Below are 26,546 nucleotides of genomic sequence, written 5' to 3'. Positions count from 1 at the left end.
GCGTAGGCTAACTCTTGGTGCTTGATTTGGAGGAATGTCATGCTACGGCGTCGAATAAAGAAGTTTGCGAATCTTTTAACTCCTGTATATACCTTTCCCTGTTTGCTTTCTTTTGCCAGTACTTAGTGCGGGCTTCAATGATTGGCAAATATTCAGGCATCATTTCCATAAGAACTATTTCGCCTATATCTTCAAAAGCCGCCGCGCAACCACTGGTACCACTGCCTGCATAAGGGTCAAGGCATTTGCCCCCTTTAGGAGTAACCAACCGTTGCAGGTAGCGAATTAGGGATATCGGCTTAACGGTTGGGTGGAAGTTGGCAACAGGATCAGGCATACCGCCCTCATCTCTGCGCGTCATGTGTTGGCCCGACGTATTTGATACCATGCCGCCCTGTTGCTTGATCAAATGTTCACATCCTGCATTCCTTTCATCTTGTGAAGCTTTAGCACAATAGAAGAACCGGGAAGCTCCGCCGGTGTCACCAAATCCTGTTACATCCTGTCCCGGCGCATATTGTCCATAAATTTTATTGGAAGCATTACGTTTACCCGAAGGCTTACCAGATGTTAACTCCCCCGTTTGCTCATCAAGTATCGCAGCCATATAAGGATCAAATATTACGTTGGCTGGGAAACGGCCCATTTCATAATCAATGGGTTCTGTCGCCTTATATTTCCCATGAATCTGATTTGATGAATACCCTTGAATATCAGGTTTGCTTCCATTGTTTCTCGCTCCAGCTTCACCTATTCTACACCCATCAATATTAATCCCCCCGGTACCGTACTTTAAAATATTATTCGCAACTGTACCCTCAATAGGCTTACGGGCAACGCATATGGGCTCTGTGGCTGGCTTAATAGCGGTACCATAGCCTGCCCATTGTTTGGCGTCATCAGTTGAAGGTTCTGTAATGCTCCATTCTTTTTTTGCCTCAACAAATATTTCCTTATCTACAGTTTCAAATTCAAAAAAACTTTCGTCGCAATCAATGCATTCATATTTATAATCGGCATGCGTTATTTTATTTAGCTCATTGCCACAGTTTCTGCAACACTTCGCTAATTTGCTTTTGGTCGTATTTTTACCAAAACCCTTTACTGGGTTCATTCCGCTACCCGCTTTCCCTATTCCGATTTCAGCCCGTTCCGCCCCCGCTATTTTATCCATCTGCTTACTCACATCCAACGACTTAGGAAATCCACTGCCGTAATGCCAAGTTATCATATCCCTAATTTCAAAACCAGTCAACCTAATTGCCATTGTTCCCCAGTCATAGGTGCGGGTACCAAAAAAAGCCAATACATAACCACCGGGCTTTAAAACCCGGAAAACTTCTTTCCAAAATAAAGGTTGTGGCACAAAGGCATCCCATTCATTCCCCATGAATCCTTTGCCTTTAATGGCATGATATCCATGATCAATCCAATCCTGCAACAACTTTAATGCATCGGGTTCTTTACCTAATCCGTACGGGCAATCCGTAACAACCGAATCAAAGTAATTATCAGGGTATTGCTTTAACAGCTCGATGTTGTCGCCTTGTTTAATGGTTATTTCCACAATGCAGTCCCTTTCGATTTAGAATAAACAGGAATGCTAAACTGATATGCTAATTCAATTTCCGCCTGCATGCCACCGCTTATTTTGTCTCCGAATAACCAAATCTCATCAATGAACCTATTGCTGATAAAGTGTTCATTATTTGACATGCCTCGTTTACGTTGCTCTGGTATAGAATCATCCAAGGCCAAACAATCAACTATGTATGGAGCGAATGGTACCACATCAGGATGTGTAAGGTTTATATCCTTTACAATTGCTAAAACCTTAGCAATGTTGTTTTTTACGTCCCCACCAATTGGGTGAGCTATGTATACTATTTTCATAATCATTTATTTATTTTTATCACCATCCTATCCCACCCCTCACTCCCGGACGTATAATGTACCAGCCAGTCATCATATCTGCGTACTGTTGCAAAATCAAACTCCCTTTTAATTATCTGCCTGGTTTTACCGTTAGGTTCAATGAGGAAGATATCCCCTTCCTTCAAAGTATGAAACGCCACACGTATAGCGGTGTCTGGGATGGGGGTTTCTAAGAGGCGGTTGTGGAATGACATTATTTTATTGTGTAAACTGGTTCAACATCTTTCACCGGCATAACTAAGAACGATATGCCATTCCTTTCAAATAAGGAAGCGGCCATTTCAGTGGGCTGGCTAACTAAATCAATTTCCGTCAAGTCAAAAAACTGGCATAATTGATATAGTTTCTTAATGTACTTAGGTGCAAAATTAGATTTGCCTATAGTGATTGACTTAGTTGGGTCGGGGATAACTTTTCCATCCTCATCAGGGAATGTCCCTTCGCCATCACATAGTGGACAATCGGATTCGGTTGTGTATGCCCTACCCTCATGGCAAAATTCAAACTCTACTTCACCCTCACCTTTGCAAGCCTTGCACTCTTTATCCTCCCTCACCGTTGGTACAGCCTTTAGGGCGGTGAGTATCTGTTTTGTGGTAATTGTCTGTAATGCAGGGCGTGATTCAGGGATGATACTAAGAATATTTTTAGGGTCATAATCTTTTAGTGGTTCAGCATTTGGGGCGTGTTCGTCCGGTATAATTACCATAGTGTGCTGATCAGTGGCATATACCTTATTATCAATCTTAAATGGGGATTTGCTCCAATCCTGCCAAGCATCCATGTCACTGACAAAAAGGTTAAGGAGTGAGTTAATATCTTTCATGATTTATTGGGTGTGTTTTACCGCCTTAAGCCCGTATGTTTCCATACAGGCTATTAGATTTAATTACAGGTTAAAAAGGGAGGTCATCATTATCACCCGGAGCAGCGCTCAGGTTAACAGGAGCGGCATATTCTGGTGTAGCAGCGCCATTACCAAAAACATTTATCTTCCATAAATGCAGCGAGTTGAAATAGCTTTTTTTGCCTGCCTTATCAGTCCACGGCCTGCCTTTCAAGTTGAAAAACAGCTCAATATCATCCCCGACTTTAACGTTGTCCAACAAGCTGCAACGATCCTGAATTGCTTCAAACTTGATATACTCAGGATATTGAGGGTTTTCAATATATTCCAAGATTAGCTCCCTCTTTTTTAATGAATCCGTAACCTGTACGGTTGGCGATACTTCATGTACTTTGCCTTTTATTTCCATGCTTGTTTATTGTTTTATGCCTTTCGGCGGTTTTTTGCCCACATGGGCGGTTTATTAATAGGAATGTAAGGTCGCCATAAGGCGATGTAAGTTACAACTACTTATCTTTTCAAACAAATATTTGATAAGAATAATTGCAAACTGCGGGGCGATTATTTCAAAAGTGGTTACTACCACAGGAACATCCCCCGCTTCGGTTATTTCGTAGGTGGTGATTAGTAGGTTATCTGGCACGTTGCGCTTGTTTACTGATGTTGGTATTAATAGATGCCATATTACCCTCAATGTACCGTTTCAAATCTCCGTGCGCTTTCCCCTCCACATGTAGCCACTTCAAATAATCATCCGGCACATTTGCCAGTGCTACTCCTTTATGCTTGCCCCAGGGCATTGGTGTGTTGTCGGTGTACATAGTTACAGTTTGCTAACTTGTTGAATTAATTAGTCAATCAGTTTATCCCGATAGCCTATGCCGTATTTCAAATCAACCATTTGGACTTGAAGTTTAAAGGCAAGGGCACGCAAACTGCCTTCTAACTTGGCATCAGCGGCGGAGGCTAAACGTTCTATTTCTAAATGCATGGTGCCCGTTTTGGTTAATTGGTATGGCATGGTTACGCAGATTGCAGTAAATATTTTTTAGATTCAACCAACTTGGATATATAAATCCTGCACATTTCTACTCTAATTTTTAGCTCAACAATTATAGATGGGTTGCGCTTAACAATAAATGTTTTCAACCGAAGCGAAGCGTGCAGATCGGAATAAGTCATTTCCCTGCGAACCCTCTCCCCGATTTCGGGAGTGATTAAACCTTGATGTCCTTCCTCCCATGATAGCCTTCGCATTTCCTTTTGCATAACATCTGCCGGCGCATCCATGAGTGCGTAACAAAGTATTGCATCGTTGAACTCAACGCCGTATTCTTGTGATACCATGTGCATATAAACCTGTAATTGCTTTACATAGCCCTCAGTAGGTATTTCTTCCTCGAATAATGGCAGGGTGAAGCAATCCCAAACGTTCTTCATATCTATAATGGTTGGGGTTGTAGTTTCAATAATATCATTGTCCCTGCCTACTTCCCGACTGTACAACTCGCAAATTATATCAGGCGTTCCTTCCATCCACTCATCGCTAAACCACTCTTCGTTTTTAGCAACTTGCCCCCATCCTAAAGCTTCGGCAGCATATGCGATTGAGGCATCTTCACAGCTTATCCCCTTTTCCAAATACTTATTTGCAAAGTTTTTACGGCGGTCGTACAGTTGCTCTTTAAGCCATTTTTCACAATAAGATTTTGCACCAGTTGGCAGTTCAGGATTTGCTTTCTTGTATAGCAACGCTGCCAGTTCGGTATCCATATTTGGCGTTAAAGGCTTTGCCGCGGTGTCGGCTTTGCGGGCGGACAGATCAGCTAACCTGGCTGACTGCGCTTCACTTAACCCAATTGATCCTGCCAATATCTCACTGGCTGCGCTGGCCCTAATTTTGAATATTGGTAGTTGTTGCATTCCCTTTAGGTTTAGCTACCTTCTTTTTCAAGGCAGGTAGTATTATGTGACTTTTCAAACCGTATCCATCGCTTTGGTAATATTCAGCTTCTTGGAACTGAAAGAAACCTTCCTTTGCCGATTGCATTAGGCGGCGGCAGATTTAAGTTCGGGTGGCGATAGTTTTATCTTTAGCTCATCTTTTAATTTCATGAACTCTTTTTGTTCTGCAATCGGTAGGGACTTGTAAACATTAGCCAACTCCACAAGGCTTGAAGCTTCTTTCAATTTCTCACCACCTGACTTTTGGGCGGCTCCATCTTCACACCAGTTTTTGATCTGCTCTCCGGTTTCCTCAGTAATTAAAAATGGGTTTTTACCTTCAAATAAGTTTGTGCGATCTTTTGATGGGATAGCCAGATGCGTATCGCGATCAATGTTTAGGGATACTGTTAATTCATATTCCCATCCCTCCCGCTGCTGGTCTTTCATGCCAACCTTTTTAACTTTTTTATCATCTCCCATTACAGTCTCCATTTTAGAGCGAGTACAAGTAATAATGTGAGTGGTTGATTGTAATACCTTGTTTACAAACCTATCGTGCCTCGGGGTTGTCACTGACCAGGCAGACCATGTGTTGCCGCGGAACTTTGCTTGTGCGAGTAATTCGTTTTCTTCTAATATACAGGTCCATTCATGAGTAGTACTATCAAGTATAATCACTTCCATACCTGCCTTTTCACATACTTCAATAGCTTGTATATATTTCTCAGGAGTGTATGGGGCAGTAAGTCCTATTGTGTTGAACTCTCCAAGGTTTGAATATAAACTAGCGGACTCATTCTCTGTGTCGATTACAGCAATTTTATCCCAACTTCCGCACAGACCTTTTGCCATGCGTAAGGCTGAATATGTTTTACCGGCACCGCTTGGTGCTGATATGTTCAGGCGAAGTTTTACCTGACTCCTGGTCGCTTTTTTTAATTCCATGATTACTTTTTACTTTGTTTTACTTAATATTTCTAATGCTTCCTCTAATGCCTGCTCCTGCCCCAATTCGGCTTCGATTTCGGCGATTAATTCACCGACCCCGTACATGTTTCCTATCTCGCCATTTAACCACAAATACCATTCGTTAAGACTGCGCTCATGCGCACGTGTGCCAATGTCATTCAGGTTGTATGATACCGGGTAAACAGGGCTGGCTATCCTCGGCTTGCAAGTGTACTGCTCTGACAACCGGCGCTGGGTTACGATGCGCTTGCAAGCAGACTGTATGCGGTCAATAGCGCTATAAGCAGCCTTGAATACCTTTGCTGAATACGCTATGAGTTCTGCTATGGTAGGGTTGGTATCTAACCATGCCTGGTGTTTCTGTAGTGTTGTCATTTTACTTCCCCTTCCTTTTAGATTGTATCTTAAAATAGTTAGCTTCCATATAGGCCTCGATATCACGGACCTTGAACCTTATAGACTTTCCTATGGTGCTATAGCCGATGTGTTGCTTGTTATTGCATATCCACACTTCGCTAAATCCCATCATGGCGGCAGCGTCTGAACTACTCAGGTATCGATCTGGTTTGCCAGATAATACGGTATCCCTTAGCCCGCGAACTTCGCTGATCAGTGTTTCCAGCGTACTTGTTTCTACCAATGATATGCCTTCCATGTTATTTAACCTCCTGTATTTCGTGTTTGTAGAATGGCAATGGTGTTTCCCTGCCGTTGGTGTGCAGTACTCGTAAGAGAATTTCGCCACGTTGCGCGGGTGATGGGATACCTATTTCAGGGTGCATCAGTCCTTCGCGGATGTTTGTATATGGGTGTCCTGAGTTTGGTATAATGGTGTAATTCTTCATGATATTATATCCTCCAAATATTCTTTCATTATCCCGTAATTATCTGATATAGAATTGTTATCCGATAGAAACTGATCTAAATCCGCTTCGTGGGTTTCGTAACTTTCAACCTCGCCGCTCATACCAATGTGGTAAGCCTGCCAGTAGTTTACCTCGATCGATAGTATCCAGTTCTTAAAATCAGCCTGAGAAATCTCAACAGAAAGGTCATCCGGTGCCGAGAAAGCCGATGTCAACGTATAGTTTACGTAATACACTCCATCAATCAGATCGCAGTCCTGAACCTTTACAAAGTTCAGTTTGCCAATCATTCTGTCCAGTGCATTATGCGCTATCTTTAAGCGATCGTGGTTTGGTTTTTTATGTGCTAATTGTGCCATGGTTATGCGGTTCTTTTGATTATCATTTTGCCTGGTTCAGATTTCATGTCAGTTGGGTACTCCCTTTCCGGCCACATTAGCTTTATTTCTCTGCTTATCCTCGATGCTACTGTAGATCGCTTATCTGCTGAAACTGTAAGCTTATCCCCCACTTTCATATCAGACAATATTGTCGTCCATGATATCTTTACCGGCATTTCAAATACTTCCATATAATTAATTGATTAGTCTTTTTTGCAATCCTGATTCGTAGCCTAAGTACCATCCAATTTGGATTTTATCTAACAGTCCGGTCTTTTGGCGAATGCTTTTATAGTGCGACAAAACGGTATAGTAACTGATCCCAAGATCATGCGCGATGTTCTTATCTGGTAAAAGTGTTCTTTGAAAAATATCAATTTCTCGAGGTGTTAAAATATCGACCTCAAAATCAATATTTGGAATACCGTAGGTAGTTGGTAGTATTTTCATTGTAGTAGATATTTGCTATATGTGCGTTTAATGTTTATGTTTATCTTTGTTGCTGTTGCACAATACAAATTGTAAGTATTAATACTGCATACTTACAAACACTAAAGCATAAATATTTACAATTATTTATAAATGATTGATTATCAAGGAGAAAGATTTAAATTATATCTTGAAAAACGCGGTATATCTGCAAATAGGGCTGCAAAAGCATTAGATGTAACACGTCAAACGGTATACCAATACTTCCGCTCGAAGAATTTGTCAAGAGATACGGTAGCATCTATACTGTCAGTATTTAATGTTTCAGAGGAAGAAATATGGGTAACCTCCCCCAATCCCCGTCTGGAAGCCAGCCCGACCCGACTATACGCTAACCCGCTGGATCACGAAGACAAAACAGAGAAAATAATTACCCTACCAGATGGGACGATGGCTATGCGCGTTCCTATTGTACCCGCCCGTGCTTATGCCGGGTATATGCGAGGTTTTGCTGATCCTGAATATTATGATGATTTGGAAGATATATTAATTGGTGTAGATAAAGAGCCAAACGGAACCTATATTGGTTTTGAAGTTGTTGGGGATAGTATGATATGCCTTGATACTGTTGAGTTGGCTGAAGAAAGTATATTCCCGGGCCGAATTGCAGTTGGTCGTGACCTTGATCGGGATTCATGGAAAACAAAGCTGCATGTACACAATTATAAAAACTGGATATTCGTTCATAAAACTGAAGGTATATTGATTAAGCAGATAGCCGCGCATGATGTGGCAGAGGGTATCGTAACGATACATTCGCTTAACCCCAATTACCCAGATGAACAGCTAAAACTGGAAGATATGCAGCAGATATTTAGCGTTATACAAATTGTGCAACGTACACGACCTAAAATGAAATAGAAAATGAAAAAGTTAATAATTTTAATTGCGCTGTTGTTTCCCGTGAAAGCTTTTTCACAGAAACAAGATAGCATCCTTTTCCGTAAAGCCCAAAAAGTAATATTAAAAACAAATAGAACATCCGCTGAAAACTTTGCAATGACAGGCAAGGCTTTAGTTCAAAGTAATTTTATGATATCCAGTAAGGATAAACAGTTTGGACAAATAATTAGCGAACCCATAAAGATAAAGTGGGGGCAACAAGTTATTTATGTTATAGTTAAAGATAACGAAGTAGTACTTAGTTCAAAATTCAAAAGCGATAGCAAGATACAAATGGCCTCTTGGATAAAAAGCGAACCGACCTACAATCCTGTAGCCTATAGTAAAAATGGAGAAACTGAAAATATATGCTTTGCAAACATGATTGCTGTAGCAAAACTTATAGGGCTCGGAAAAATAATTTATTCTGAATAACATAGGGCCATGCCAAAACGAATAACCATCCCCCAGGTAGATAGAGAAAGGCAGCGCGATATAATAGCCACCGTGCGCGATACCGCGATGCATATATTACACGATAGTTACTTGCCGCGTACGAACCTATGGCCTAAAAATGGCTTTAAATCTGGTCATGGTATTGGCTGTAGGATTAAGGATTGTGTATATATAGGAGTCAACGCATGGGTATTGGATGCGCCGCCGATAACCGGACGCTTGTATCTTAATATATGGAACACGGAAGAAAAAAGAAGAGAACAGCAAGCAGAGCACATAAAAATAATACTTGATTTTGCCTATTCAAACAACTTATATTTTGAAGATGAATTTAAAAAAACAAGCCCCACAGACTATCTCTGGTTTAAATTTACCTACACACCCACCAACTAGCCCCATGACAACCATATCAACAACATCAGGAATACCCCGAGACATACACGACCCAGCGATTGCCAACCGCTTAAAGATTTTCAGGGAGAAGTATATTGATAAAAGCCAAAACCAGGCCGCTAAGAAGCTGAAGATTGCGCAAAGCTCATTGTCATACATGGAAATAAGGAAGCTTCCGGTTCGGTTTGAGTTTATCACCCGGCTTGTTAGGGAGTACGGTCTTAACCAAGATTGGCTATCTACAGGGAACGGATCGCCAATAGATAAGAACCCTTCTAAGACCAGCCTAATAACAGATATGAATGCAATTAGCATGGAGTTGGGAGCTCTTAAGGATTACATTAAAAGGATGGAGGCAAATCAGAATTATATGCTAAAACTGATTGACAATCTGAACAAGAAAATAGAGAAACTTGAGGGCAAGTGAGCATATAGGTAACACTTCGCTTACACCAAAAATATAATTATACCATAACTAACTGACAATCAAATCATCTATACATATCAGATTAATCCCTGAGGGGTCACAATTTAGCTTTCGAAAGAAGGCTATTTTTGTTTAAAACCCTCCAAAACCGCGTTTAAAGCAAGATTTCCACTACAAGTAAGTTCAACCTGATGCAATATGATAGGTAATCTATTCGGTAACCATATGCTTATTGCGAAATTAGCTTACCGAATTTTATACAATTTCGATTATATCACTTTGATTATCAGTAGTCACGGCGCGTTAAATGAAGATGTACCTAAAGCGCCTTTACCACCAGATGAAATGATCATGGCGGAGCTTCCTGCATTGACACCGGAAGAACTGGTCGCGCAGTTCGGTACTTTCGACCCCATGTAGATCTATCTTTTTACCGGTCTTAAAATAGGATTATGCGAATTAATCACCAAAATGATATTTTTATTTGCGCGAATGAATCTGGCAAAAGATAAAGGTTAGATTAATTACTCTAAACACGCACAACACCATTATTCATCAAAACTGCGACCTACTGTTATTTGAACAATTGAGTAGCGTTACCAGAGGCCAACGGGAAAAAATGAATGGCAATACATCATTTAATATTTGGCTAACTGGCCTTTCGGGAGCATGAAAATCTACGTTAGCTAACGAGTTAGAGTGCTGTATTTCTTACTCATACTCTCGGCATCGTAAATTTAAAACAGGTTCCTTTACCCAGTTGGCTGTCAACCTGGATTCGTCCGCCGTGCTGTAGCACGAAGTCTTTCACCAGTAATAAACCGAGTCCGCTGCCTTTTTCCTGATTGGTGCCTAAAACAGATCGGGTATGATCATCCGTCAATATCAACTCTTTGGCTTCATCAGACATACCTATACCATAGTCCTGTACACAAATCTCGATCATGTCCCCGACCGGCTGTGCTGTCACTGTTATTGCCGGGCCGCCATACGGTGTGAATTTGATCGCATTGGTTACCAGGTTCTGCAAGATAGAGCGTAGCATCAGCGCATCAGCATTGACATAAATATCATTGGGGATATTATGGTCAAATACGATCTCTTTTTGGGCCGCTGTTGGCCGTAGTAATTCCAGGGCCTCACTGATACCACGCATCAAGTGTAACTTCGCTGGCGAAAAATTAACCTTTTCGCGCTGTGTCTTCGCCCACTCAACCAACTCATTCAACTGCTCCAAAATTTTCTTGGAAGTCCGGTTGATAATTCCCGAAAAAAGTTTGATTTGATCTGGTCTTAATTTTTCCGCGTCGCGCGTCAGGTTTTCCGACGACGCTAACAGTGAGGTTAACGGGTTTCGCAGGTCATGCGAGATCACTGACAGAAACTTGTCTTTCGACAGGTTGAGCGCTTTGAGTTCATGGTTCAAAGTTTCCAGTTCGAGTGTGCGGTCCAGCACACGTTGTTCTAGGTTTTGATTGAGTTTGATCAGGTCGTCATTGATAGCCAGCAGCTTTTCTTCTTGCTCCTGTAACAGCTGCGTCTTTTTATACAACTCAGCAAATACCCCTACTTTGGAGCGCAATAGCTCTGAATTAAAAGGCTTACGGATAAAGTCTACGGCGCCTGCTTTATAACCTTTAAACACCGCAGCCTCCTCATAGTCGTGGGCGGTGATAAAAATGATTGGAATCTGCCGTAATTTATCCCGCTCATAAATGAGCTCTGCGGTTTCATAACCATCCATTATAGGCATTTTAACATCCAACAGGATGAGTGAAAAACCCGATTCCTTCAGCAGAATTCTTAAAGCTTCACGTCCGGAAGTAGCTTTGGAAAAAAGGTAACCTTCGCGCTCCAACACCACTTCCATGGATAGCAGGTTATTTTCATTATCGTCTACTAAAAGTATCTTGATCGGATTCGTATCGGGCATCTCGCTATTATTTTATTAACCAAACCCTCATTAACGATAATAACTGATCGGTTTTTACCGGTTTTGTAATATAATCTGAGGCTCCTGAAGCGATACATTTCTGGCGGTCGCCGATCATCGCTTTGGCTGTAACCGCAATAATCGGCAGCATTTTGTGTTTAGCCTCCTTACGGATCATTTGGATAGTTTCGTAACCGTCCATTTCCGGCATCATGATATCCATCAGTACAATATCGATGCTTTTATCTTTGTTGAGGATCTCCATAGCTTCGCGGCCGCTTTCAGCGGTGACCACATCTATTTTTGATCGTTCAAACACTGCCGTCATGGCGAACAGATTACGCACGTCATCATCCACTACCAGTACTTTTTTCGATTCCAGGATATCACTCTTTACGCCAATGCCATCAATCATTTTCAGTTTGCTTTCGCTGATAAACTTTTTATCAATATGCAGCAGCACCAGGATCTCTTCCAATAGGAAAATATGAGAGGTAGGTGTTTTGGTAATTATCTTATGGTTCAACCGCCTTAATTGAATCAACTCATTCTGGGTAAAGTCTCGCGCCGAATGTAGTATAATGGTTGTTTGCGGTTGCTTGATCAGATTCATTTTGTTGAGCAGTTCAATTCCGTTGGCATCGGGCAACATATAGTCTACAACAATACAGTCGAACATTTCTTTTTTCAGCAGCGACAAAGCTTTTTTTGCGGTAGCCGCGCCGAAGACCTCGATCCGGTCATTAGCGATCAGTTCGGTCATGCGATGTAATTCGTCTTCATTATCCTCAATAACCAGTACCCGTTTCTTGGCATGGGCATGGAAGCTAACAATACCCGTGATCAGCTCATCCAGCGAATTGTTGGATAAAGGTTTCAAATGGAAAGTGCGGGCGCCTGATTTTAGCGCCGTCGCCCGGTTATCTTCGCCAGAAATCACATGTACCGGAATGTGACGCAGGTTGATATCGGTTTTTAACAGTTTCAGAATCTTCCAACCGTTGGATTCCGGCATGTTTACATCCAGGGAAATCGCTATCGGGTCGTGTTTAATGATGCTGTCAAATATCTCCAGGTAACTAATCGCTACCACTACTTTCAAGTTCAGGTCATGCGCTTTATCGATCAATATCTTCGTAAAGCGAATATCGTCTTCAATTACCAATAGTACTTTATCTTCCGCGGTGATATTATGACGATCATCATCAATCACCAATTCGGCAGTGTCGATGAGGGTTGTTCGGGTATGCGAAACTGGTGTAACTTCCTGTATTTTTAGCGGAGCCGATTTTTCTTCCTTGTATTTTAGTGGTAGGTATAAGGTAAATGTGCTTCCTTTACCCAATTCACTGCCAACAGTGATCGTTCCGCCTAACAATTCCGCAAAACCCTTGCTAATGGAAAGGCCAAGTCCGGTTCCACCATATTTACGGCTGGTGGAACCTTCCGCTTGCTGGAATGCTTCGAATATAATGCCTTGAGTATTTTTAGAAATACCGATGCCCGAATCTTCGATAGAGAAGGCGATCACAGAGTCAATTTCAGGCAGTGGAGTTTCCTGTCCTGCCACGGGCGAGAAAATATGCAGTTTCACCCGTCCCTTCTCGGTAAATTTGAACGCATTGGACAGCAGGTTCTTTAAAATCTGGTTCAGGCGCTGCATGTCAGTTTCCATTAACTCGGGCAGGGTTTCCTGCAACTCGATCTCAAATTTTAGGTTTTTTGCTTCCGATATTGGCTTAAAGGTAGCTTCGGCAAAGGATGCGATCTCTTTAAAGCTCACCGGCATCACATCAGCCGCGATCACGCCCGACTCGATCTTAGATAGGTCAAGGATGTCATTGATCAACTGAATCAGGTCATCACCACAGGAGTGGATGGTTTTGGCAAACATCCGTTGCTTTTCAGTAAGGTTACCTTCGGGGTTCTCAAAAAGTTGCTGGGCGAGGATCAATAAACTATTGAGCGGCGTCCGTAACTCGTGCGACATGTTGGCCAAAAACTCCGATTTATATTTGGAAGTCAAGGTTAATTGCTCGGCCTTTTCTTCTAGTGAGCGGCCTTTATCATGTAACTCATCGTTAGCGCGGCGCAATTCTTCCTGCTGCGCCGAAAGTTCGCTCGCCAGTGATTGGGATTGTGATAATAATTCCTCGGTACGGGTATTAGTTTCAATGTTATTCAACACGATACCTATACTTTCAGTCAATTGATCCAAAAAATCGATGTGCGTATCGCTAAAATTTTCAAACGAGGCCAATTCAATAACCGCCTTAACATTGTTTTCAAATAGTACCGGTAAGATTACCAGATCGATCGGGGCGGCACTACCGATACCCGAACTGATTTGCAAATACTCGTTTGGCACATTAGTCAGCCTTATCCGTTCCTTATCCGTAGCACATTGCCCCACCAGTCCTTCGCTCATGGAAAACTCCTGATCAATCAGCTTACGGCTTTTTTGCGCATAACCGGCAAACAGCCTTAATTTAGTTTCATCCGCACCTTCCGGTTGCTCCAGGATATAAAAGGCGCCATAACGGGCATTTACCAGCTCGGCCAGTTCTGATAATACTTTATTAGCTACCGCGTTCCGGTCACGTTGCCCCTGCAGCATCTGCGCAAACTTAGCCAGGTTGGATTTCAGCCAATCCTGCTCGTGGTTTCTTAAGGTAGTGCCTTTCAAATTGGCGATCATCTGGTTGATCGTATCCTTTAATGCTTCTAACTCACCTTTTGCTTCTACACGGATGGTACGGGTCAAGTCACCTTTTGTTACCGCCGAAGCTACTTCCGATATGGAACGCACCTGCGTGGTAAGATTCTGGGCCAGTTGGTTCACGTTTTCTGTTAAATCTTTCCAGGTACCTGATGCGCCCGGCACACTGGCCTGCCCACCTAAACGGCCTTGTACACCCACCTCACGCGCTACTGTAGTTACCTCATCGGCAAATACGGCCAGCGTATCTATCATCTCATTGATGGTATCTGTTAACTGGGCCACCTCGCCCAAAGCGTTGATGGATAGCCGCTGTTTTAAGTTGCCTTTGGCAATACCGGTGGCCACCTTAGCAATACCACGTATCTGCCCGGTTAGGTTAGAGGCCATCTGGTTTACCGAGTCGGTTAAGTCTTTCCACGTACCACCCACACCTTTTACGTGTGCCTGGCCGCCCAACTTACCTTCAGTACCCACCTCACGTGCTACACGGGTTACTTCGGACGCGAATGAGTTGAGCTGATCCACCATCGTATTGATGGTGTTCTTCAAATCCATGATCTCGCCCTTAACGTCGATAATTACCGTTTTTGATAAGTCGCCGCTGGCTACCGCTTTCGTTACTTCGGCAATGTTACGTACCTGTGATGTTAAGTTGCTGGACATTTGATTTACCGAATCGGTTAAATCTTTCCAGGTACCGGCTACACCAGGCACAAAAGCCTGCCCGCCCAGGTTACCATCGGTACCTACCTCACGCGCCACCCGCGTTACTTCAGATGCAAAACCACGCAACTGATCCACCATCGTATTAATGGTTTCTTTTAGTTGCAAGATCTCGCCACGAACGTCAACGGTGATCTTTTTAGATAAGTCACCATTAGCGATCGCGATGGACACATCAGCTATGTTACGTAATTGCGCCGTTAAGTTACCGGCCATTTTATTTACTGAATCCGTTAAATCCTTCCAGGTACCATCTACACCCGGAACATTGGCCTGCCCACCTAACTGCCCTTCCGAACCCACCTCACGTGCCACCCGCGTTACCTCCGAAGCAAAAGCGCGCAGCTGATCCACCATCGTGTTGATGGTATCTTTCAATTCCAATAACTCTCCTTTGGCATTTACAGTGATCTTACGTGAAAGGTCGCCTTTTGCTACCGCTGTTGTTACCTCGGCGATATTACGTACCTGCGAGGTTAAGTTATCGGCCATCTTATTCACAGAGTCCGTTAAGTCTTTCCACGTTCCGCCAACGCCCGGCACATTCGCCTGCCCTCCTAATTGCCCCTCCGAGCCTACTTCACGGGCTACACGGGTTACTTCCGAGCCGAATGAATTCAACTGATCCACCATTGTATTGATCGTGATCTTGAGCTCAAGCATTTCACCCTGCACGTCTACGGTAATTTTTTTAGATAAATCACCCTTCGCCACCGCTGTGGTTACTTCGGCTATGTTACGTACCTGGCCGGTTAAGTTACCCGCCATTTGGTTTACCGAATCTGTTAGATCCTTCCAGGTTCCGCCTACCCCGGGCACGTTCGCCTGGCCACCCAACTGTCCTTCAGAGCCCACCTCACGCGCCACACGCGTAACCTCGGACGAAAAGGAGTTGAGCTGATCCACCATCGTATTGATCGTGTTCTTTAATTCCAACAGCTCGCCCTTTGCATCCACCGTGATCTTCCGTGAAAGGTCACCTTTTGCTACTGCCGTAGTTACACCAGCTATATTACGCACCTGATCGGTAAGGTTACTACCCATCTGGTTTACCGAATCGGTAAGATCTTTCCACACCCCGCCAACGCCCTTCACACGCGCCTGCCCACCCAGCTTACCTTCCGTTCCTACCTCAAGCGCCACACGTGTTACCTCGGAAGCGAAGGAGTTCAATTGATCCACCATTGTGTTAATGGTTTTTTTCAACTCAAGCATTTCTCCCTTTACATCCACCGTGATCTTTTTAGAAAGATCGCCATTGGCCACCGCCGTTGTTACACCGGCTATATTACGTACCTGCGAAGTAAGATTACCCGCCATACGGTTTACTGAGTCTGTTAAATCTTTCCAGGTACCTGCAACACCCGGCACTTTTGCCTGTCCGCCCAGTTTACCCTCGGTACCTACTTCCAGCGCAACCCGCGTCACTTCGGACGAAAACGAGTTGAGCTGATCTACCATGGTATTGATAGTGTTCTTTAGTTCTAATATTTCGCCTTTGGCTTCTACCGTGATCTTGCGCGACAAGTCGCCCTTAGCCACCGCGGTAGTTACCGCAGCAACATTACGCACTTGTGCTGTCAGGTTACCGGCCATCTGGTTTACCGAATCGGTCAATTCAGCCCATACACCGGCTACGCCTTTAATTTTAGCCTGTTCGCCCAGTTTCCCTTCCGAACCTACCTGCCGTGCAACACGAGTCACCTCCATGGAAAATAGTTGCAGCTTAGAGAGCATCTGATTGGATTCTTTAGCTATACGCAAAAACTCGCCCTTAAGCGGGTGCCCTTTAATTTCGAGAGGGATATGTTTAGACAGATCACCATTAGCCACCGAATTGATCATACCAGCGATCTCAAGCGTAGGCGAGGTTAAGTCTTCGATCAGATTATTGATGGAACTAACACCGTTGGCCCACTCCCCTTTTGCGTCTTTGAGTTCTATTCGTTTGGATAAGTTACCCCGTTTACCTATCGTTTTTTCGGCTGATGATATTTCTTCAATAAAACGCTCGTTCAGATCGATGATATCATTAAGCACTTCACATATGCGGCCGTTGATTCCCGCCTGCGTGACGGGCATACGTACATCCAATTTTCCATTCTTGACCATGGAAAGTACTTTTAACAATTCTTTCAAATCGAGCGAATCACTCAGGTGTTCGTTGACAACGCCGGTTTTATCCAGCACATTATCCAGTAAATCATCTTCCATGGACTGGTTAGTTAAATTGTGTATTCAAGGTATATAGGGAATAAATGATACTTATCCATCGCAATGTATCATTAAAACTAATCAAAATTAATTAACAATTTCCAAATTACCTACTATATAACTACCCGAATTCAACTATGTACCGGAGACTTTTCGCAGCAATAGGTGACGGTGTTCTGTCGTAACTTAAAGATTGGTTATTTTATGATTGGAACTATAACCAATTGCTGCTAATATTGTTTGGCCGGGACTCATCTTCGTTGGGATTGTATAAGCATTATGGCTGCCGCTTTAATCTTTTGTAGCTTCTGGACGATCTCACAGAGCGAAAAGTACAACCCGGAGGGGCACAAATTAGCCTTCTTTCGAAAGCTAATTGTGTCTGCCTCAGCAGACTATTTAAAGCTATAATTCTACTACAAGTTAATTCAAACTTAATACAATCCTATTGCTTTGGCTGATTCAATATTTTAGGTAGTGCTGACTATTTGCCTGGATGACCCTAGTTTTACATACATTTCCCATGTTCTGTAGTTTTTCTCTATTTTAAGTTCGGATACCGGCATCATAGTCGATCTGTGTTTTGCGATACGGATGATATCATTTAGATCTTTAAAAATTCCTGCCTGCAATCCGGCGAGATAAGCCGCGCCCAAGCCCGAAGCATCTGTAATGCCATAGGTTAGCGGCCTGTTTAATAAGTTGGTTAAACATTCAAGCACAAATTGATTGTTAATTATACCTCCGTTAACAATTAGTCCTTGAAGATCAAGCTGCCCCGCATCCTTCATTACATCTATTACAGCGCGGATCTGATATGCCACCGATTCCAGGCCTGCCCTTACGATATGATTTTTATTACAACTGAAAGTTAATCCCTGGATTTCTGCCTTCCGGTTCATATCCCAATATGGCGCTCCTAAACCGCTAAATGCCGGAATAATATAAACACCGTTATTGTCAGGAACGGCTCTGGCCATATCCTGTGTTTGCATCACCTCACTAAAAAGGCCTAATTCTCTACGCAACCATTCTATTGTTGAGCCACAGGAAACAATAACACCTTCTAAAGCGTAATTAATTAGCGAAGTGGTACTCCAGCAAATTGTTGTGATCACTCCTTCACCACCATCGGGCACATCTGCACCGGCATTCATCAGGATTGAGCAACCCGTGCCGAGCGTTGCTTTAGCCTGGCCTTTTTCAAAACACTGTTCACCAAAAGCTGCTGCATGCGAGTCACCGATCATGGTGTTAATTGGTATCTCCACTTTAAATAATCCTTCAAAATCGCTCGATCCAAAGTTGAAGGATGATGAACAAACTTCTGGTAAATTCAGTTTACTAAGGTTAAAAGCGTCTAAAAGATATTTATCCCATTGCAATGTCTTCAAGTTAAAAAACATGGTTCTTGATGCATTGGTGTGGTCGGTAAGATACCGTGTGCCTTTGCTGAGTTTGAATAGCAGCCAGGTATCTACAGTACCAAAATATGCCCGCCCCTCATCTATAGCCGTATGTATATTAAGGTTGTTTTCATAAAGCCAGATTAGTTTGGTTGCCGAAAAATAGGGATCAATGATCAATCCTGTTCTTTGTTTAACCTCGTCATTCAGGCCTTCCGATTTTAAACGTTCACAAACCGCTACCGACCGCTTGCACTGCCAAACCACCGCATTATGCAATGGCTTACCCGTTTCATCCCATACAACAAAAGTTTCCCGCTGGTTAGATATCCCAACAGAAACAACATCTATTATATTCAGGCCTTTGCTTTGGTAATCGTCCAGGCAGTTTTTAACTGACGCAAGCACATTTTGGTAAATTTCAAAAGGATCCTGTTCAACAAGGCCACCGTCAATGAATTGGGTATTAAGATCTACGTGCCCTTTAGCAACCGGATTTCCAGATTGATCAAATATGATCGATTTGGTACTGCTGGTACCTTGATCTATCGCCAATATATATTTTTGATCCATCATTATTCTGATTTAGAATTAGCCTTATCAATAATTACAGCCAGCAAAATCACACCTCCCTTTACCACTTGTTGCCAAAACGGCGATACATTAAGCAACACCAAACCATTATTAAGCACGCCAATAATTACCGCGCCCAATACTGTACCCCAGATTGTACCTTTGCCGCCGGATAAGGAAGTGCCGCCAATTACAACCGCCGCGATAGCATCTAACTCATAACTGATACCTGCGTTTGGCTGGGCCGAATCAAGTCTTGAGGTTACGATCAAACCACCAACAGCGGCTAATGCTCCGGCCATGCTGTAAACAATGATCTTAACCTTGCTGACGTTGATACCAGATAATTTAGCGGCATTTTCATTACCGCCAATGGCATAAATATATCGCCCTAAGGGGGTTTTCATGGTGATCACAACAGCTGTTAAAACCACAATGGCCGAGATCCAAACCGGAACAGGGATGCCTAAAAACCAGCCCGTGCCGATGTAACCAAACTTTTCTCCGAATACCGAAATTGGAAAGCCTTGTGTCCATAATAATGTTAGTCCGCGTGCAATGGTCAACATAGCCAGGGTTGCCACAAAAGGAGGTACCTTAAAGCGGGTTATAGCAAATCCGTTAAACGCGCCAACTCCCGCCCCGGTGAATAATCCCGCAAGGATAGCGCCTAATAGTGTAAACCCAATATAAAGGTTACTTGAATGTACCTCGATGCCGTTTTTCATCAGGCCGGCCGTGATGGCTCCGCATAGGGCCAGTACCGACCCTACCGATAAGTCGATTCCCGAAGTAAGCACAACTAATGTCATCCCCACGGCGATGCAGATGTTAACAGATATTTGCCTCATTACGTTCCATCCGTTATCAACGGTGAGGAACTTATCTGACAGGCAACTCAATACGATGCACAAAACAACCAGCGCGATGAGCGATTGGAATTTTGCAAAATGTTGGCGGTTCAAAGTCATCTCGGTTTGTTATAGGTTTTTAGGAATGGCTGCTTTCAGGATATTGTCCTCAGATGCATCGGCAGCCTTAAATTCGGCAGTGATGCTGCCTTCGGCCATTACCAGGATGCGGTCGGATATGGCAAGTATCTCCGGTAATTCGGATGATACCATGATGATACCCATGCCCGTTGCGGCCAGTTCTAATATCAGTTTGTAGATCTCGTTTTTAGCGTTAATATCAATGCCCCGGGTTGGCTCGTCAAGCATCAAAACAATGGGTTGGGTAGCCAGGCATTTAGCAAGCACTATCTTTTGCTGATTACCGCCACTCAGGTTTTTAGTGAGTTGGTTTGCCGATGGTGTTTTGATCTTTAACGAATCAATATATTTTTTAGCCAGTTGCTGCTCTTTACCATCGTGAAGTAAACCCATGCTTTGCAGGTTATCAAGTGTAGTAATGCTGATGTTGGTTTTTACATCAAGGTTCAGTAACAAGCCGTCCTTTTTGCGATCTTCTGGTACTAAAGCAATCCCGGCTTTCATAGCCTCGCCTGGTGATCTGAAGTTTGTAGATTGTTGCTTAATATTGATTGAACCTGTATGTGCCCTATGCAGACCAAAAATGGTTTCCAGTAACTCGGTTCTCCCCGCCCCCATTAAACCAAATATACCTAACACTTCACCAGGGCAAAGGTGCAGCGATACATTCTTTAACAAATCGCGCTTTTGATTTTCTGGATGTTTAAGATTAATATTATTTATGGCTAATACAGGCTCGGTAGTAGCTTCGTAACCCTTATTACGAATGATGTTGATCTCGCGACCCACCATTTTATGGATCAGGGTATCATGGTTGATATCCTTCATCTCGCCCGATTCAATGGTTTTACCATCGCGGAGCACAATATACCTATCGGCTATTTTGAAAAGCTCATCCAGCTTGTGCGAGATATAAACGATCACCTTATTCTCGTCGCGCAGTTCTTTGATGATACCGAACAATACCTCAACCTCGCTTTCGGTAATGGCCGATGTTGGCTCATCCATGATCAATACCTGGCAATCAGTAAGCAGGGCCTTAGCAATCTCAACTACCTGCTGCTGACCAACCTTTAAATCAAAGATCAAAGTATCCGGACTAACATTCAATTTAAGTTTATCCAATAAAGCTCGGGTACGGTCCTTCATGGCCTTGCCATCAAGCATCCCCCACCTATTAGTGATTTCCCGTCCTAAAAAGATATTTTCGGTGATGCTCAGATGGGGTACCAGGTTCAATTCCTGGTGGATGATACCTATACCAGCACCCTGCGCTTCGCGTGGATTGGCAAAGTTTACCTCGGTATCCTGCAATAAAATACGGCCCTCGTATTCAGGGTATACGCCCGACAATATCTTCATCAGCGTGGATTTTCCCGCTCCATTTTCCCCCAGAATAGCGTTTACCTTACCGGGATGCAGCTCCATGCAAACATCTTGTAAAGCGATAACGCCGGGGAACTTTTTGGTGATATGATCTGCTACTAACATATCTTTAAGGGATTATTTTAAGGGACACGGGCAGCATCTCAATATCGTTCAGGTTAAGATGTGCCTGGTTCAGTTCGATGGCTCCGGTAAATTCAACCTTGTCGCCCTTTTTTGCGGCCGACTTAAACGGCGGAATCACCTTGGCGCGAATGATCTTATTAATCTCTGATGAGATATTGCTCAGATCGATGGTATTGGTAAAATCGTTCAGGTTAACCAAGCCCGATGCATCGCGGATGGCATTACCAAATACAAACTCAGTAGCTATTTGTAATTCGTTCTGACCAACAGTGAGTAGTTTAACATCACTATCGTCTATATCGGTAATAGTACCTGTGCCTTTCACCATAAAAAACTTGGTGCTACCTATGGATAATACATGCCCGTTTTCGGCAAAGGTATTTGTCGGCGATACTTTTAGCTGGGTGATTAACTCATCCAGCGTAATCGCCTTTTCGGTAACGGGAGGTAACTTATTGCTTAACAAATCCTGTGCGTAAGCAGGCGCATTGAATGTTTTTTCGGTAGCTTTTAGCTCGCTTAACTTGCGGAAGTAAACAGAGTTATAACCCACAAAAACGATAATTACTAACCAGATGGTATATTTGATTTCCTTTCTCATGGCTTAATTCTTTTTACCGTAAGCTATATAATCGGTTACGTTTTTACCGGTTACCATCTCCACTCCAACCTGTATCTTTTTGGGAAAATCGCGCTTACCTTTAAAATATTCATCGGCGTAGTTGGCGGCGGTTTGCGCCATCACTTTGGGGAATTGCATAGCGGTTGCCAGTATCTTACCATCTTTAATGCCTTGTATAGCATCTTCGGCACCATCAAAACCCATTACTTTTACTTTATTGGCTTTGCCCGCGGCGGCTAAGGCTTGGTAAGCGCCCATCGCCATAGCATCGTTACCGCAAAACACGCCATCAATATCCGGGTGAGCTTGTAAGATAGATTCCATTACTTCGAGGCCTTTGTTCCGGTCAAAATCGGCGCTTTGCTGGGCTACCATCTGCAAACCGGGGTAGTAATCAACTACACTGTGAAAACCTTTGGAACGGTTCCAGGTGTTGTTATCGGCAACTATGCCCAATATCTCAACATACTTACCCTTTTTATGCATTTGCTTAACAAAGTATTTGCCGAGATTTACACAGCCTGAATAGCTATCGGATAGAATTTGTGATGTTGGACCGGTGGTTGAGTTAACCTCCCTATCCATACAAAAAACAGCTACGCCGGCTGCTTTGGCTTTGTTCACGTTCACTACAGACCCATTAGCATCTGTAGGATTGAACAGGATAGCTCCATAACCGGCGGCAATAGCGTTCTCAAAGTTATCGGTTTCGGTAGCCGTATTGTTTTGCGAATCAAATATCTTGGTTTCGTAACCCAAACTTTTGGCTTGCGCGGCGGCAGTTTGTGCCAAAAACACAAACCAGGGGTTATTGAGGGTAGATACAATAACCGCTACTTTTTTTGGCTTGGCCGATTTGGAATTATCTTTGCAGCCTGAAAATGCCAGCAGGAATAACAGTAATAGGGTTAATCTTCTCATTCAAATCAGTATATAATCTAAGTTTCATTGCTTGGTCTTCTTTGTTGGTTTATCAGTTTCCTGATAGTAGTTTAATGGCTTGTTCGGCAATCCCATCTGCCGAAATCCCATAGTGGTTCAATATCTCAACCTGTGAGCCCGTTACGGTATACTCATCAGGAATACCCATAATTTTAAAGGGCTTTTTGTAGCCATTTTGCAACAGGTATGATGCGCAAGCTTCGCCTAAGCCGCCGCTTATCATGTGCTCTTCTACAGTAATGATAGCTTTGGTTTCCGAAGCTAATTGCGCGATAAGTGCTACATCAAGCGGTTTGATGGTATGCATACTCACCACGGTTGCTGATATGCCCGAGTCCTGCTCCAATTTTTGCGCCGCCAGTAAAGCCGGATAAACGGTTTCGCCATTGGCGATGATAGCAACATCGCTACCTTTTTTGATCACCCTGCCTTTGCCAAATTCAAAACCGATATTCCCATCATCAGTTAAAAGCGGCATCGGTTTTTTACCGAAGCGCAGGTACACCGGTTTAGTACTTTGCGCGGCCAGCTTTACCGCCTGCTCAGTTTCAAAGTTATCAGCGGGTACTACAATGGTAATATTGTTAATAGCACGCAAAACTGCAAAATCATGCAGACTGTGGTGGGTGGTGCCTAATGCGCCGTAGCTTACACCAGCACTTATGCCGATCAGCCTTACCGGGTTATCCGAGTAGCATACATCGTTCTTGATCTGCTCCAATGCCCTTGCCGTTAAAAAACAGGCAGGTGATACAGCGAATGCCTTTTTGCCTGCCGAAGCCAGCCCCGCGGCTACGCCTACCAGGTTTTGCTCGGCAATGCCTATCTCCACAATTTGCTGGGGCAATTGCTGCCCGAACGCAACCAGCTTACCCGATCCACGCGAATCGCTGGTCACGGCAATAATATCTTTGTCGGTTTCGGCAAGCTTTAATAAAGTAGCCGCAAAAACGTCCTGGTTTGGTTTGGCGTTAGCCGATGTGTTTTCTATAACTGCTCCCAAGTTCGTGGTGTTAAATGTTAGTCAGGGCCACATCCAGTTCGGTTATGGCACTTTGATATTGTTCAGGATTAGGCACGCCGTGGTGCCACTTTACCGAGTTTTCCATAAAGCTGATGCCTTTACCTTTAATGGTGTGGGCAATAATGAGGTTAGGTTTACCCGGCTCAAAAGGCATACTGTCAAAGGCTTCTTTCAATGCTTTTACATCGTGCCCATCAACCTGTTTTACGGCCCAGCCAAAGCTTTCAAACTTAGCATCTAAGGGGTCGGTATTACATACTTCGGCATTGGTACCTGTAATTTGTAGTTTGTTGTTATCAATAATGGCGCACAGGTTATCCAGTTTGTAATGTGATGCCGTTAAAGCGGCTTCCCAATTTGAACCTTCAGGTAATTCGCCATCGCCCAAAAGGGTAAAAACACGATAATCCTTTTTATCCATCTTCGCAGCAAGCGCTACGCCCACGCTTATAGGCAAGCCATGGCCTAAAGCACCCGTATTTTGTTCAACACCATGCACTTTTTTGGTAGGATGGCCAATGTAATGCGATTTGTATTTGCATAACGTTTCCAGGTCCGTTTCCGGGAAGAAGCCTTGATCAGCTAATACCACAAACAACGCCTCAACACAATGGCCCTTGCTCTGAATATAACGGTCCCTATCCGGAGAGCTAAAACTATCGGGACTAACATTCAGCACATCGTTATACAAAACGTTCAATACATCAATACACGATAGGCTGCCCCCGGTATGCCCGGCATTGGCGCTTACAATATACTTAAGTATCTTTTTACGGTATTCAACCGATTTTGCTTTGAGTTCTTTATCCGTCATGCTTACAGGTGTTCGTGAATTTCCCAGCCCATGTAATTGCCTAATGCTTCTTTTAATATACCGGCTGTTTTTGAGGCGTTCATCACCACATGGTGTTCAAAGCCATTGCGGCAAACGTATTGCATCAGGCCTTGTAAGTCTGGTATCTGCGCTACCGCGCGATTACCGAATGTGTTCAATGCATCGTCGGTTAATTCACCTTCGCCAAGGTAAACTTTGATAATGCCTTTAGGGTCATCGGTACTAATACGACCATAGGTTAACGGTGATGCCGGGGTACGTCCGTCCAGCGCACCGTAAGTATTTTCTACACCAACCGTGGTCCCCAAAATAGGAGCCGTACTGATCTCTATATCCGGCAGGAATGATTTGGCCCAGTTACCACAATGGAACAATACGCATTTATTCGGATCATCAGCATAGTTGTTATTCCAATCCACCAGCGCGCTTGGTGAGCCTGATGCCAATTGCATGGCATACATAGTTAAAGTTCCGGTAACGTCAACCTCACAAGCGCTTGGTAGCATGTTTTCGCTCATGATGCTCATGCTGGTACACACGTTGCAACCATAGTTTTGCTGTAGCGATGTCCAGCATTGGATAGCCGTAGCATCCAAAGCGTTCTCTTCCATAAACTGATTCAGTACCACATCCAGTTTAGCTATTTGTATCATAGCCTCATCGGGTGTGAGCCCTTTGGGTGCGTAGGCGTTTATTTTATCCAAGTGCGCCTGTACTTCGGGGTGCTCTATGGTCAATTTATTGGCCCTTCCTAAAATTTCGCTCAAATCGGCAGTGGTTACGGTAATGCCGTTACGCTGCAAGATCTTCTCACTGTAACGTACGGTGTTAAACGCTCCCGGCCTAGCACCAATAGCTCCTATACGAACGCTACGTAAACCTTTTACCACACGGCAAACAGCTACAAAGTCTTTCAGGTCGGCCATGAACTTCGGGTTGCTTGGGTGAACTACGTGATCATTGGTCAGCGTGTATTTAATACCATACTGATAAAGGTTATTACAAACCGAGATCTTACCGCACCACGAATCACGACGGCGGGCAACATCCAATTTATTCAGATCATCGGGGTAAGCTTGGATCAATACGGGTACATCCAGACCGGATAATTTGATGGTATCGGCAACACCTTTTTCATCGCCAAAGTTTGGCAGGAATACCATGATACCACTAATCTCTTCGCGATGCTTTTTAAACAGGTCGGCACATTTCTGAGCATCTTTAAAAGTTTCAACACCGCCAAGCTTTGAATCAGCTTCTTCAAGCATAATGGGATTGATATTTAGCTGAGAGAAAAGAGCCATAATATCTGCCCTTGCTTCAGAAACCAGCCTATCCGGAAAAAAATCACGATTGCCAATAATTACCCCTAAGGTTGCTTTAGTACTCATATAGATTGTAAATATTTATCATTAATTGGTTTAAAGCAGAATAGTATAATGGTTTACTATTCTGAG

30 protein-coding genes are annotated in these 26,546 nt (G+C 43.5%); 5 read left to right on the top strand and 25 right to left on the bottom strand.

The genetic code is table 11. The annotated features are described in order from the left end of the window. Positions 1-37: 37 nt before the first annotated feature. From ABIN91_RS11000 to ABIN91_RS10930, 15 genes are all read right to left on the bottom strand, one after another. A complete protein-coding gene (locus ABIN91_RS11000; RefSeq protein WP_348051149.1) occupies positions 38-1,567 on the bottom strand; it encodes a DNA methyltransferase in 1,530 nt (509 codons plus the stop codon). After that, entirely contained in the window at positions 1,558-1,893 is a 336-nt protein-coding gene (locus tag ABIN91_RS10995) for a DUF4406 domain-containing protein (protein ID WP_348051148.1), read from the bottom strand. Before ABIN91_RS10995 ends, ABIN91_RS11000 begins: the two co-directional genes overlap by 10 nt. 2 nt (positions 1,894-1,895) lie before the next feature. Next, complete coding sequence (locus ABIN91_RS10990) at positions 1,896-2,129, bottom strand: hypothetical protein (protein WP_348051147.1); 234 nt, start codon at positions 2,127-2,129, stop codon at positions 1,896-1,898. After that, positions 2,129-2,761, bottom strand: coding sequence for a hypothetical protein (locus ABIN91_RS10985; RefSeq protein WP_348051146.1), 633 nt, complete (start codon positions 2,759-2,761; stop codon positions 2,129-2,131). Before ABIN91_RS10985 ends, ABIN91_RS10990 begins: the two co-directional genes overlap by 1 nt. 70 nt (positions 2,762-2,831) lie before the next feature. Next, positions 2,832-3,191, bottom strand: coding sequence for a DUF3127 domain-containing protein (locus tag ABIN91_RS10980; RefSeq protein WP_348051145.1), 360 nt, complete (start codon positions 3,189-3,191; stop codon positions 2,832-2,834). 223 nt (positions 3,192-3,414) lie between these two features. Further along, entirely contained in the window at positions 3,415-3,603 is a 189-nt protein-coding gene (locus ABIN91_RS10975) for a DUF3820 family protein (protein ID WP_348051144.1), read from the bottom strand. Positions 3,604-3,632: 29 nt separating this feature from the next. Then, positions 3,633-3,803, bottom strand: a complete 171-nt coding sequence (locus ABIN91_RS10970; RefSeq protein WP_348051143.1) for a hypothetical protein — start codon at positions 3,801-3,803, stop codon at positions 3,633-3,635. Between the two features lie 2 nt (positions 3,804-3,805). Beyond that, positions 3,806-4,705: a hypothetical protein gene (locus ABIN91_RS10965; RefSeq protein WP_348051142.1), complete on the bottom strand. Its 900-nt coding sequence runs from the start codon at positions 4,703-4,705 to the stop codon at positions 3,806-3,808. A 126-nt stretch (positions 4,706-4,831) separates the two neighbouring features. Beyond that, complete coding sequence (locus ABIN91_RS10960; RefSeq protein WP_348051141.1) at positions 4,832-5,674, bottom strand: AAA family ATPase; 843 nt, start codon at positions 5,672-5,674, stop codon at positions 4,832-4,834. Positions 5,675-5,683: 9 nt separating this feature from the next. After that, positions 5,684-6,073, bottom strand: a complete 390-nt coding sequence (locus ABIN91_RS10955) for a hypothetical protein (protein ID WP_348051140.1) — start codon at positions 6,071-6,073, stop codon at positions 5,684-5,686. 1 nt (position 6,074) lies between these two features. Next, the gene (locus tag ABIN91_RS10950; protein ID WP_348051139.1) at positions 6,075-6,353 is read right to left on the bottom strand and encodes a helix-turn-helix domain-containing protein; all 279 of its coding nucleotides are present in this window, start codon (positions 6,351-6,353) and stop codon (positions 6,075-6,077) included. Position 6,354: 1 nt separating this feature from the next. Beyond that, a complete protein-coding gene (locus tag ABIN91_RS10945; RefSeq protein WP_348051138.1) occupies positions 6,355-6,543 on the bottom strand; it encodes a hypothetical protein in 189 nt (62 codons plus the stop codon). Then, complete coding sequence (locus ABIN91_RS10940) at positions 6,540-6,923, bottom strand: hypothetical protein (protein ID WP_348051137.1); 384 nt, start codon at positions 6,921-6,923, stop codon at positions 6,540-6,542. The genes ABIN91_RS10945 and ABIN91_RS10940 overlap by 4 nt, the downstream gene beginning before the upstream one ends. A 2-nt stretch (positions 6,924-6,925) precedes the next feature. Beyond that, on the bottom strand, positions 6,926-7,135 hold the full coding sequence (locus tag ABIN91_RS10935; RefSeq protein ID WP_348051136.1) for a hypothetical protein: 210 nt from the start codon (positions 7,133-7,135) through the stop codon (positions 6,926-6,928). Between the two features lie 4 nt (positions 7,136-7,139). Next, a complete protein-coding gene (locus tag ABIN91_RS10930) occupies positions 7,140-7,394 on the bottom strand; it encodes a LuxR C-terminal-related transcriptional regulator (protein WP_348051135.1) in 255 nt (84 codons plus the stop codon). Positions 7,395-7,526: 132 nt separating this feature from the next. Here ABIN91_RS10930 and ABIN91_RS10925 point away from each other — a divergent pair, with 132 nt between their 5' ends. From ABIN91_RS10925 to ABIN91_RS10905, 5 genes are all read left to right on the top strand, one after another. Continuing rightward, on the top strand, positions 7,527-8,294 hold the full coding sequence (locus ABIN91_RS10925) for a helix-turn-helix transcriptional regulator (RefSeq protein ID WP_348051134.1): 768 nt from the start codon (positions 7,527-7,529) through the stop codon (positions 8,292-8,294). Between the two features lie 3 nt (positions 8,295-8,297). Next, the gene (locus ABIN91_RS10920; RefSeq protein WP_348051133.1) at positions 8,298-8,750 is read left to right on the top strand and encodes a hypothetical protein; all 453 of its coding nucleotides are present in this window, start codon (positions 8,298-8,300) and stop codon (positions 8,748-8,750) included. Positions 8,751-8,759: 9 nt separating this feature from the next. After that, positions 8,760-9,164, top strand: a complete 405-nt coding sequence (locus tag ABIN91_RS10915) for a hypothetical protein (RefSeq protein WP_348051132.1) — start codon at positions 8,760-8,762, stop codon at positions 9,162-9,164. A gap of 4 nt (positions 9,165-9,168) precedes the next feature. Continuing rightward, positions 9,169-9,591, top strand: coding sequence for a helix-turn-helix transcriptional regulator (locus ABIN91_RS10910; RefSeq protein WP_348051131.1), 423 nt, complete (start codon positions 9,169-9,171; stop codon positions 9,589-9,591). A gap of 198 nt (positions 9,592-9,789) precedes the next feature. Next, positions 9,790-10,011 (top strand): hypothetical protein, encoded by a 222-nt coding sequence (locus ABIN91_RS10905; protein ID WP_348051130.1) that lies wholly within the window; start codon positions 9,790-9,792, stop codon positions 10,009-10,011. 295 nt (positions 10,012-10,306) lie between these two features. Here the strand turns inward: ABIN91_RS10905 and ABIN91_RS10900 are convergent, their stop codons facing one another. From ABIN91_RS10900 to ABIN91_RS10855, 10 genes are all read right to left on the bottom strand, one after another. Next, positions 10,307-11,524, bottom strand: coding sequence for a hybrid sensor histidine kinase/response regulator (locus tag ABIN91_RS10900; RefSeq protein ID WP_348051129.1), 1,218 nt, complete (start codon positions 11,522-11,524; stop codon positions 10,307-10,309). Positions 11,525-11,531: 7 nt separating this feature from the next. Further along, on the bottom strand, positions 11,532-17,183 hold the full coding sequence (locus ABIN91_RS10895) for a HAMP domain-containing protein (RefSeq protein WP_348051128.1): 5,652 nt from the start codon (positions 17,181-17,183) through the stop codon (positions 11,532-11,534). Positions 17,184-17,653: 470 nt separating this feature from the next. Beyond that, positions 17,654-19,165 carry a glycerol kinase GlpK gene (gene glpK, locus ABIN91_RS10890; protein WP_348051127.1) on the bottom strand — a complete coding sequence of 504 codons (1,512 nt, stop codon included), beginning with the start codon at positions 19,163-19,165 and terminating at the stop codon, positions 17,654-17,656. Continuing rightward, entirely contained in the window at positions 19,165-20,133 is a 969-nt protein-coding gene (gene rbsC / locus ABIN91_RS10885; RefSeq protein WP_348051126.1) for a ribose ABC transporter permease, read from the bottom strand. Before rbsC ends, glpK begins: the two co-directional genes overlap by 1 nt. A 9-nt stretch (positions 20,134-20,142) precedes the next feature. After that, positions 20,143-21,645, bottom strand: a complete 1,503-nt coding sequence (locus ABIN91_RS10880; RefSeq protein ID WP_348051125.1) for a sugar ABC transporter ATP-binding protein — start codon at positions 21,643-21,645, stop codon at positions 20,143-20,145. A 4-nt stretch (positions 21,646-21,649) separates the two neighbouring features. Next, complete coding sequence (locus ABIN91_RS10875) at positions 21,650-22,267, bottom strand: DUF2291 domain-containing protein (protein WP_348051124.1); 618 nt, start codon at positions 22,265-22,267, stop codon at positions 21,650-21,652. A gap of 3 nt (positions 22,268-22,270) precedes the next feature. Then, positions 22,271-23,209 carry a D-ribose ABC transporter substrate-binding protein gene (locus ABIN91_RS10870; RefSeq protein WP_348051123.1) on the bottom strand — a complete coding sequence of 313 codons (939 nt, stop codon included), beginning with the start codon at positions 23,207-23,209 and terminating at the stop codon, positions 22,271-22,273. A 52-nt stretch (positions 23,210-23,261) separates the two neighbouring features. After that, positions 23,262-24,233, bottom strand: a complete 972-nt coding sequence (locus tag ABIN91_RS10865; RefSeq protein WP_348051122.1) for a transketolase C-terminal domain-containing protein — start codon at positions 24,231-24,233, stop codon at positions 23,262-23,264. 10 nt (positions 24,234-24,243) lie between these two features. Then, the gene (locus tag ABIN91_RS10860) at positions 24,244-25,068 is read right to left on the bottom strand and encodes a transketolase (RefSeq protein WP_348051121.1); all 825 of its coding nucleotides are present in this window, start codon (positions 25,066-25,068) and stop codon (positions 24,244-24,246) included. A gap of 2 nt (positions 25,069-25,070) precedes the next feature. After that, complete coding sequence (locus tag ABIN91_RS10855) at positions 25,071-26,480, bottom strand: L-fucose/L-arabinose isomerase family protein (protein WP_348051120.1); 1,410 nt, start codon at positions 26,478-26,480, stop codon at positions 25,071-25,073. Between the last annotated feature and the right edge of the window lie 66 nt (positions 26,481-26,546).

The organism is Mucilaginibacter sp., assembly GCF_039921305.1.
Taxonomy (GTDB): Bacteria; Bacteroidota; Bacteroidia; order Sphingobacteriales; family Sphingobacteriaceae; genus Mucilaginibacter.
Note: the sequence above shows the minus strand (reverse complement) of the source record. Positions and strands in the feature narration are given on the sequence as shown.

What these genes read in the sequence shown, in the direction of transcription:
- ABIN91_RS10995 (WP_348051148.1), bottom strand. Translation starts at nt 1,893, where the DNA reads ATGAAAATAGTATACATAGCTCACCCAATTGGTGGGGACGTAAAAAAC.
- ABIN91_RS10990 (WP_348051147.1), bottom strand. Translation starts at nt 2,129, where the DNA reads ATGTCATTCCACAACCGCCTCTTAGAAACCCCCATCCCAGACACCGCT.
- ABIN91_RS10985 (WP_348051146.1), bottom strand. Translation starts at nt 2,761, where the DNA reads ATGAAAGATATTAACTCACTCCTTAACCTTTTTGTCAGTGACATGGAT.
- ABIN91_RS10980 (WP_348051145.1), bottom strand. Translation starts at nt 3,191, where the DNA reads ATGGAAATAAAAGGCAAAGTACATGAAGTATCGCCAACCGTACAGGTT.
- ABIN91_RS10975 (WP_348051144.1), bottom strand. Translation starts at nt 3,603, where the DNA reads ATGTACACCGACAACACACCAATGCCCTGGGGCAAGCATAAAGGAGTA.
- ABIN91_RS10970 (WP_348051143.1), bottom strand. Translation starts at nt 3,803, where the DNA reads ATGCCATACCAATTAACCAAAACGGGCACCATGCATTTAGAAATAGAA.
- ABIN91_RS10965 (WP_348051142.1), bottom strand. Translation starts at nt 4,705, where the DNA reads ATGCAACAACTACCAATATTCAAAATTAGGGCCAGCGCAGCCAGTGAG.
- ABIN91_RS10960 (WP_348051141.1), bottom strand. Translation starts at nt 5,674, where the DNA reads ATGGAATTAAAAAAAGCGACCAGGAGTCAGGTAAAACTTCGCCTGAAC.
- ABIN91_RS10955 (WP_348051140.1), bottom strand. Translation starts at nt 6,073, where the DNA reads ATGACAACACTACAGAAACACCAGGCATGGTTAGATACCAACCCTACC.
- ABIN91_RS10950 (WP_348051139.1), bottom strand. Translation starts at nt 6,353, where the DNA reads ATGGAAGGCATATCATTGGTAGAAACAAGTACGCTGGAAACACTGATC.
- ABIN91_RS10945 (WP_348051138.1), bottom strand. Translation starts at nt 6,543, where the DNA reads ATGAAGAATTACACCATTATACCAAACTCAGGACACCCATATACAAAC.
- ABIN91_RS10940 (WP_348051137.1), bottom strand. Translation starts at nt 6,923, where the DNA reads ATGGCACAATTAGCACATAAAAAACCAAACCACGATCGCTTAAAGATA.
- ABIN91_RS10935 (WP_348051136.1), bottom strand. Translation starts at nt 7,135, where the DNA reads ATGGAAGTATTTGAAATGCCGGTAAAGATATCATGGACGACAATATTG.
- ABIN91_RS10930 (WP_348051135.1), bottom strand. Translation starts at nt 7,394, where the DNA reads ATGAAAATACTACCAACTACCTACGGTATTCCAAATATTGATTTTGAG.
- ABIN91_RS10925 (WP_348051134.1), top strand. Translation starts at nt 7,527, where the DNA reads ATGATTGATTATCAAGGAGAAAGATTTAAATTATATCTTGAAAAACGC.
- ABIN91_RS10920 (WP_348051133.1), top strand. Translation starts at nt 8,298, where the DNA reads ATGAAAAAGTTAATAATTTTAATTGCGCTGTTGTTTCCCGTGAAAGCT.
- ABIN91_RS10915 (WP_348051132.1), top strand. Translation starts at nt 8,760, where the DNA reads ATGCCAAAACGAATAACCATCCCCCAGGTAGATAGAGAAAGGCAGCGC.
- ABIN91_RS10910 (WP_348051131.1), top strand. Translation starts at nt 9,169, where the DNA reads ATGACAACCATATCAACAACATCAGGAATACCCCGAGACATACACGAC.
- ABIN91_RS10905 (WP_348051130.1), top strand. Translation starts at nt 9,790, where the DNA reads ATGATAGGTAATCTATTCGGTAACCATATGCTTATTGCGAAATTAGCT.
- ABIN91_RS10900 (WP_348051129.1), bottom strand. Translation starts at nt 11,524, where the DNA reads ATGCCCGATACGAATCCGATCAAGATACTTTTAGTAGACGATAATGAA.
- ABIN91_RS10895 (WP_348051128.1), bottom strand. Translation starts at nt 17,183, where the DNA reads ATGGAAGATGATTTACTGGATAATGTGCTGGATAAAACCGGCGTTGTC.
- glpK (WP_348051127.1), bottom strand. Translation starts at nt 19,165, where the DNA reads ATGATGGATCAAAAATATATATTGGCGATAGATCAAGGTACCAGCAGT.
- rbsC (WP_348051126.1), bottom strand. Translation starts at nt 20,133, where the DNA reads ATGACTTTGAACCGCCAACATTTTGCAAAATTCCAATCGCTCATCGCG.
- ABIN91_RS10880 (WP_348051125.1), bottom strand. Translation starts at nt 21,645, where the DNA reads ATGTTAGTAGCAGATCATATCACCAAAAAGTTCCCCGGCGTTATCGCT.
- ABIN91_RS10875 (WP_348051124.1), bottom strand. Translation starts at nt 22,267, where the DNA reads ATGAGAAAGGAAATCAAATATACCATCTGGTTAGTAATTATCGTTTTT.
- ABIN91_RS10870 (WP_348051123.1), bottom strand. Translation starts at nt 23,209, where the DNA reads ATGAGAAGATTAACCCTATTACTGTTATTCCTGCTGGCATTTTCAGGC.
- ABIN91_RS10860 (WP_348051121.1), bottom strand. Translation starts at nt 25,068, where the DNA reads ATGACGGATAAAGAACTCAAAGCAAAATCGGTTGAATACCGTAAAAAG.
- ABIN91_RS10855 (WP_348051120.1), bottom strand. Translation starts at nt 26,480, where the DNA reads ATGAGTACTAAAGCAACCTTAGGGGTAATTATTGGCAATCGTGATTTT.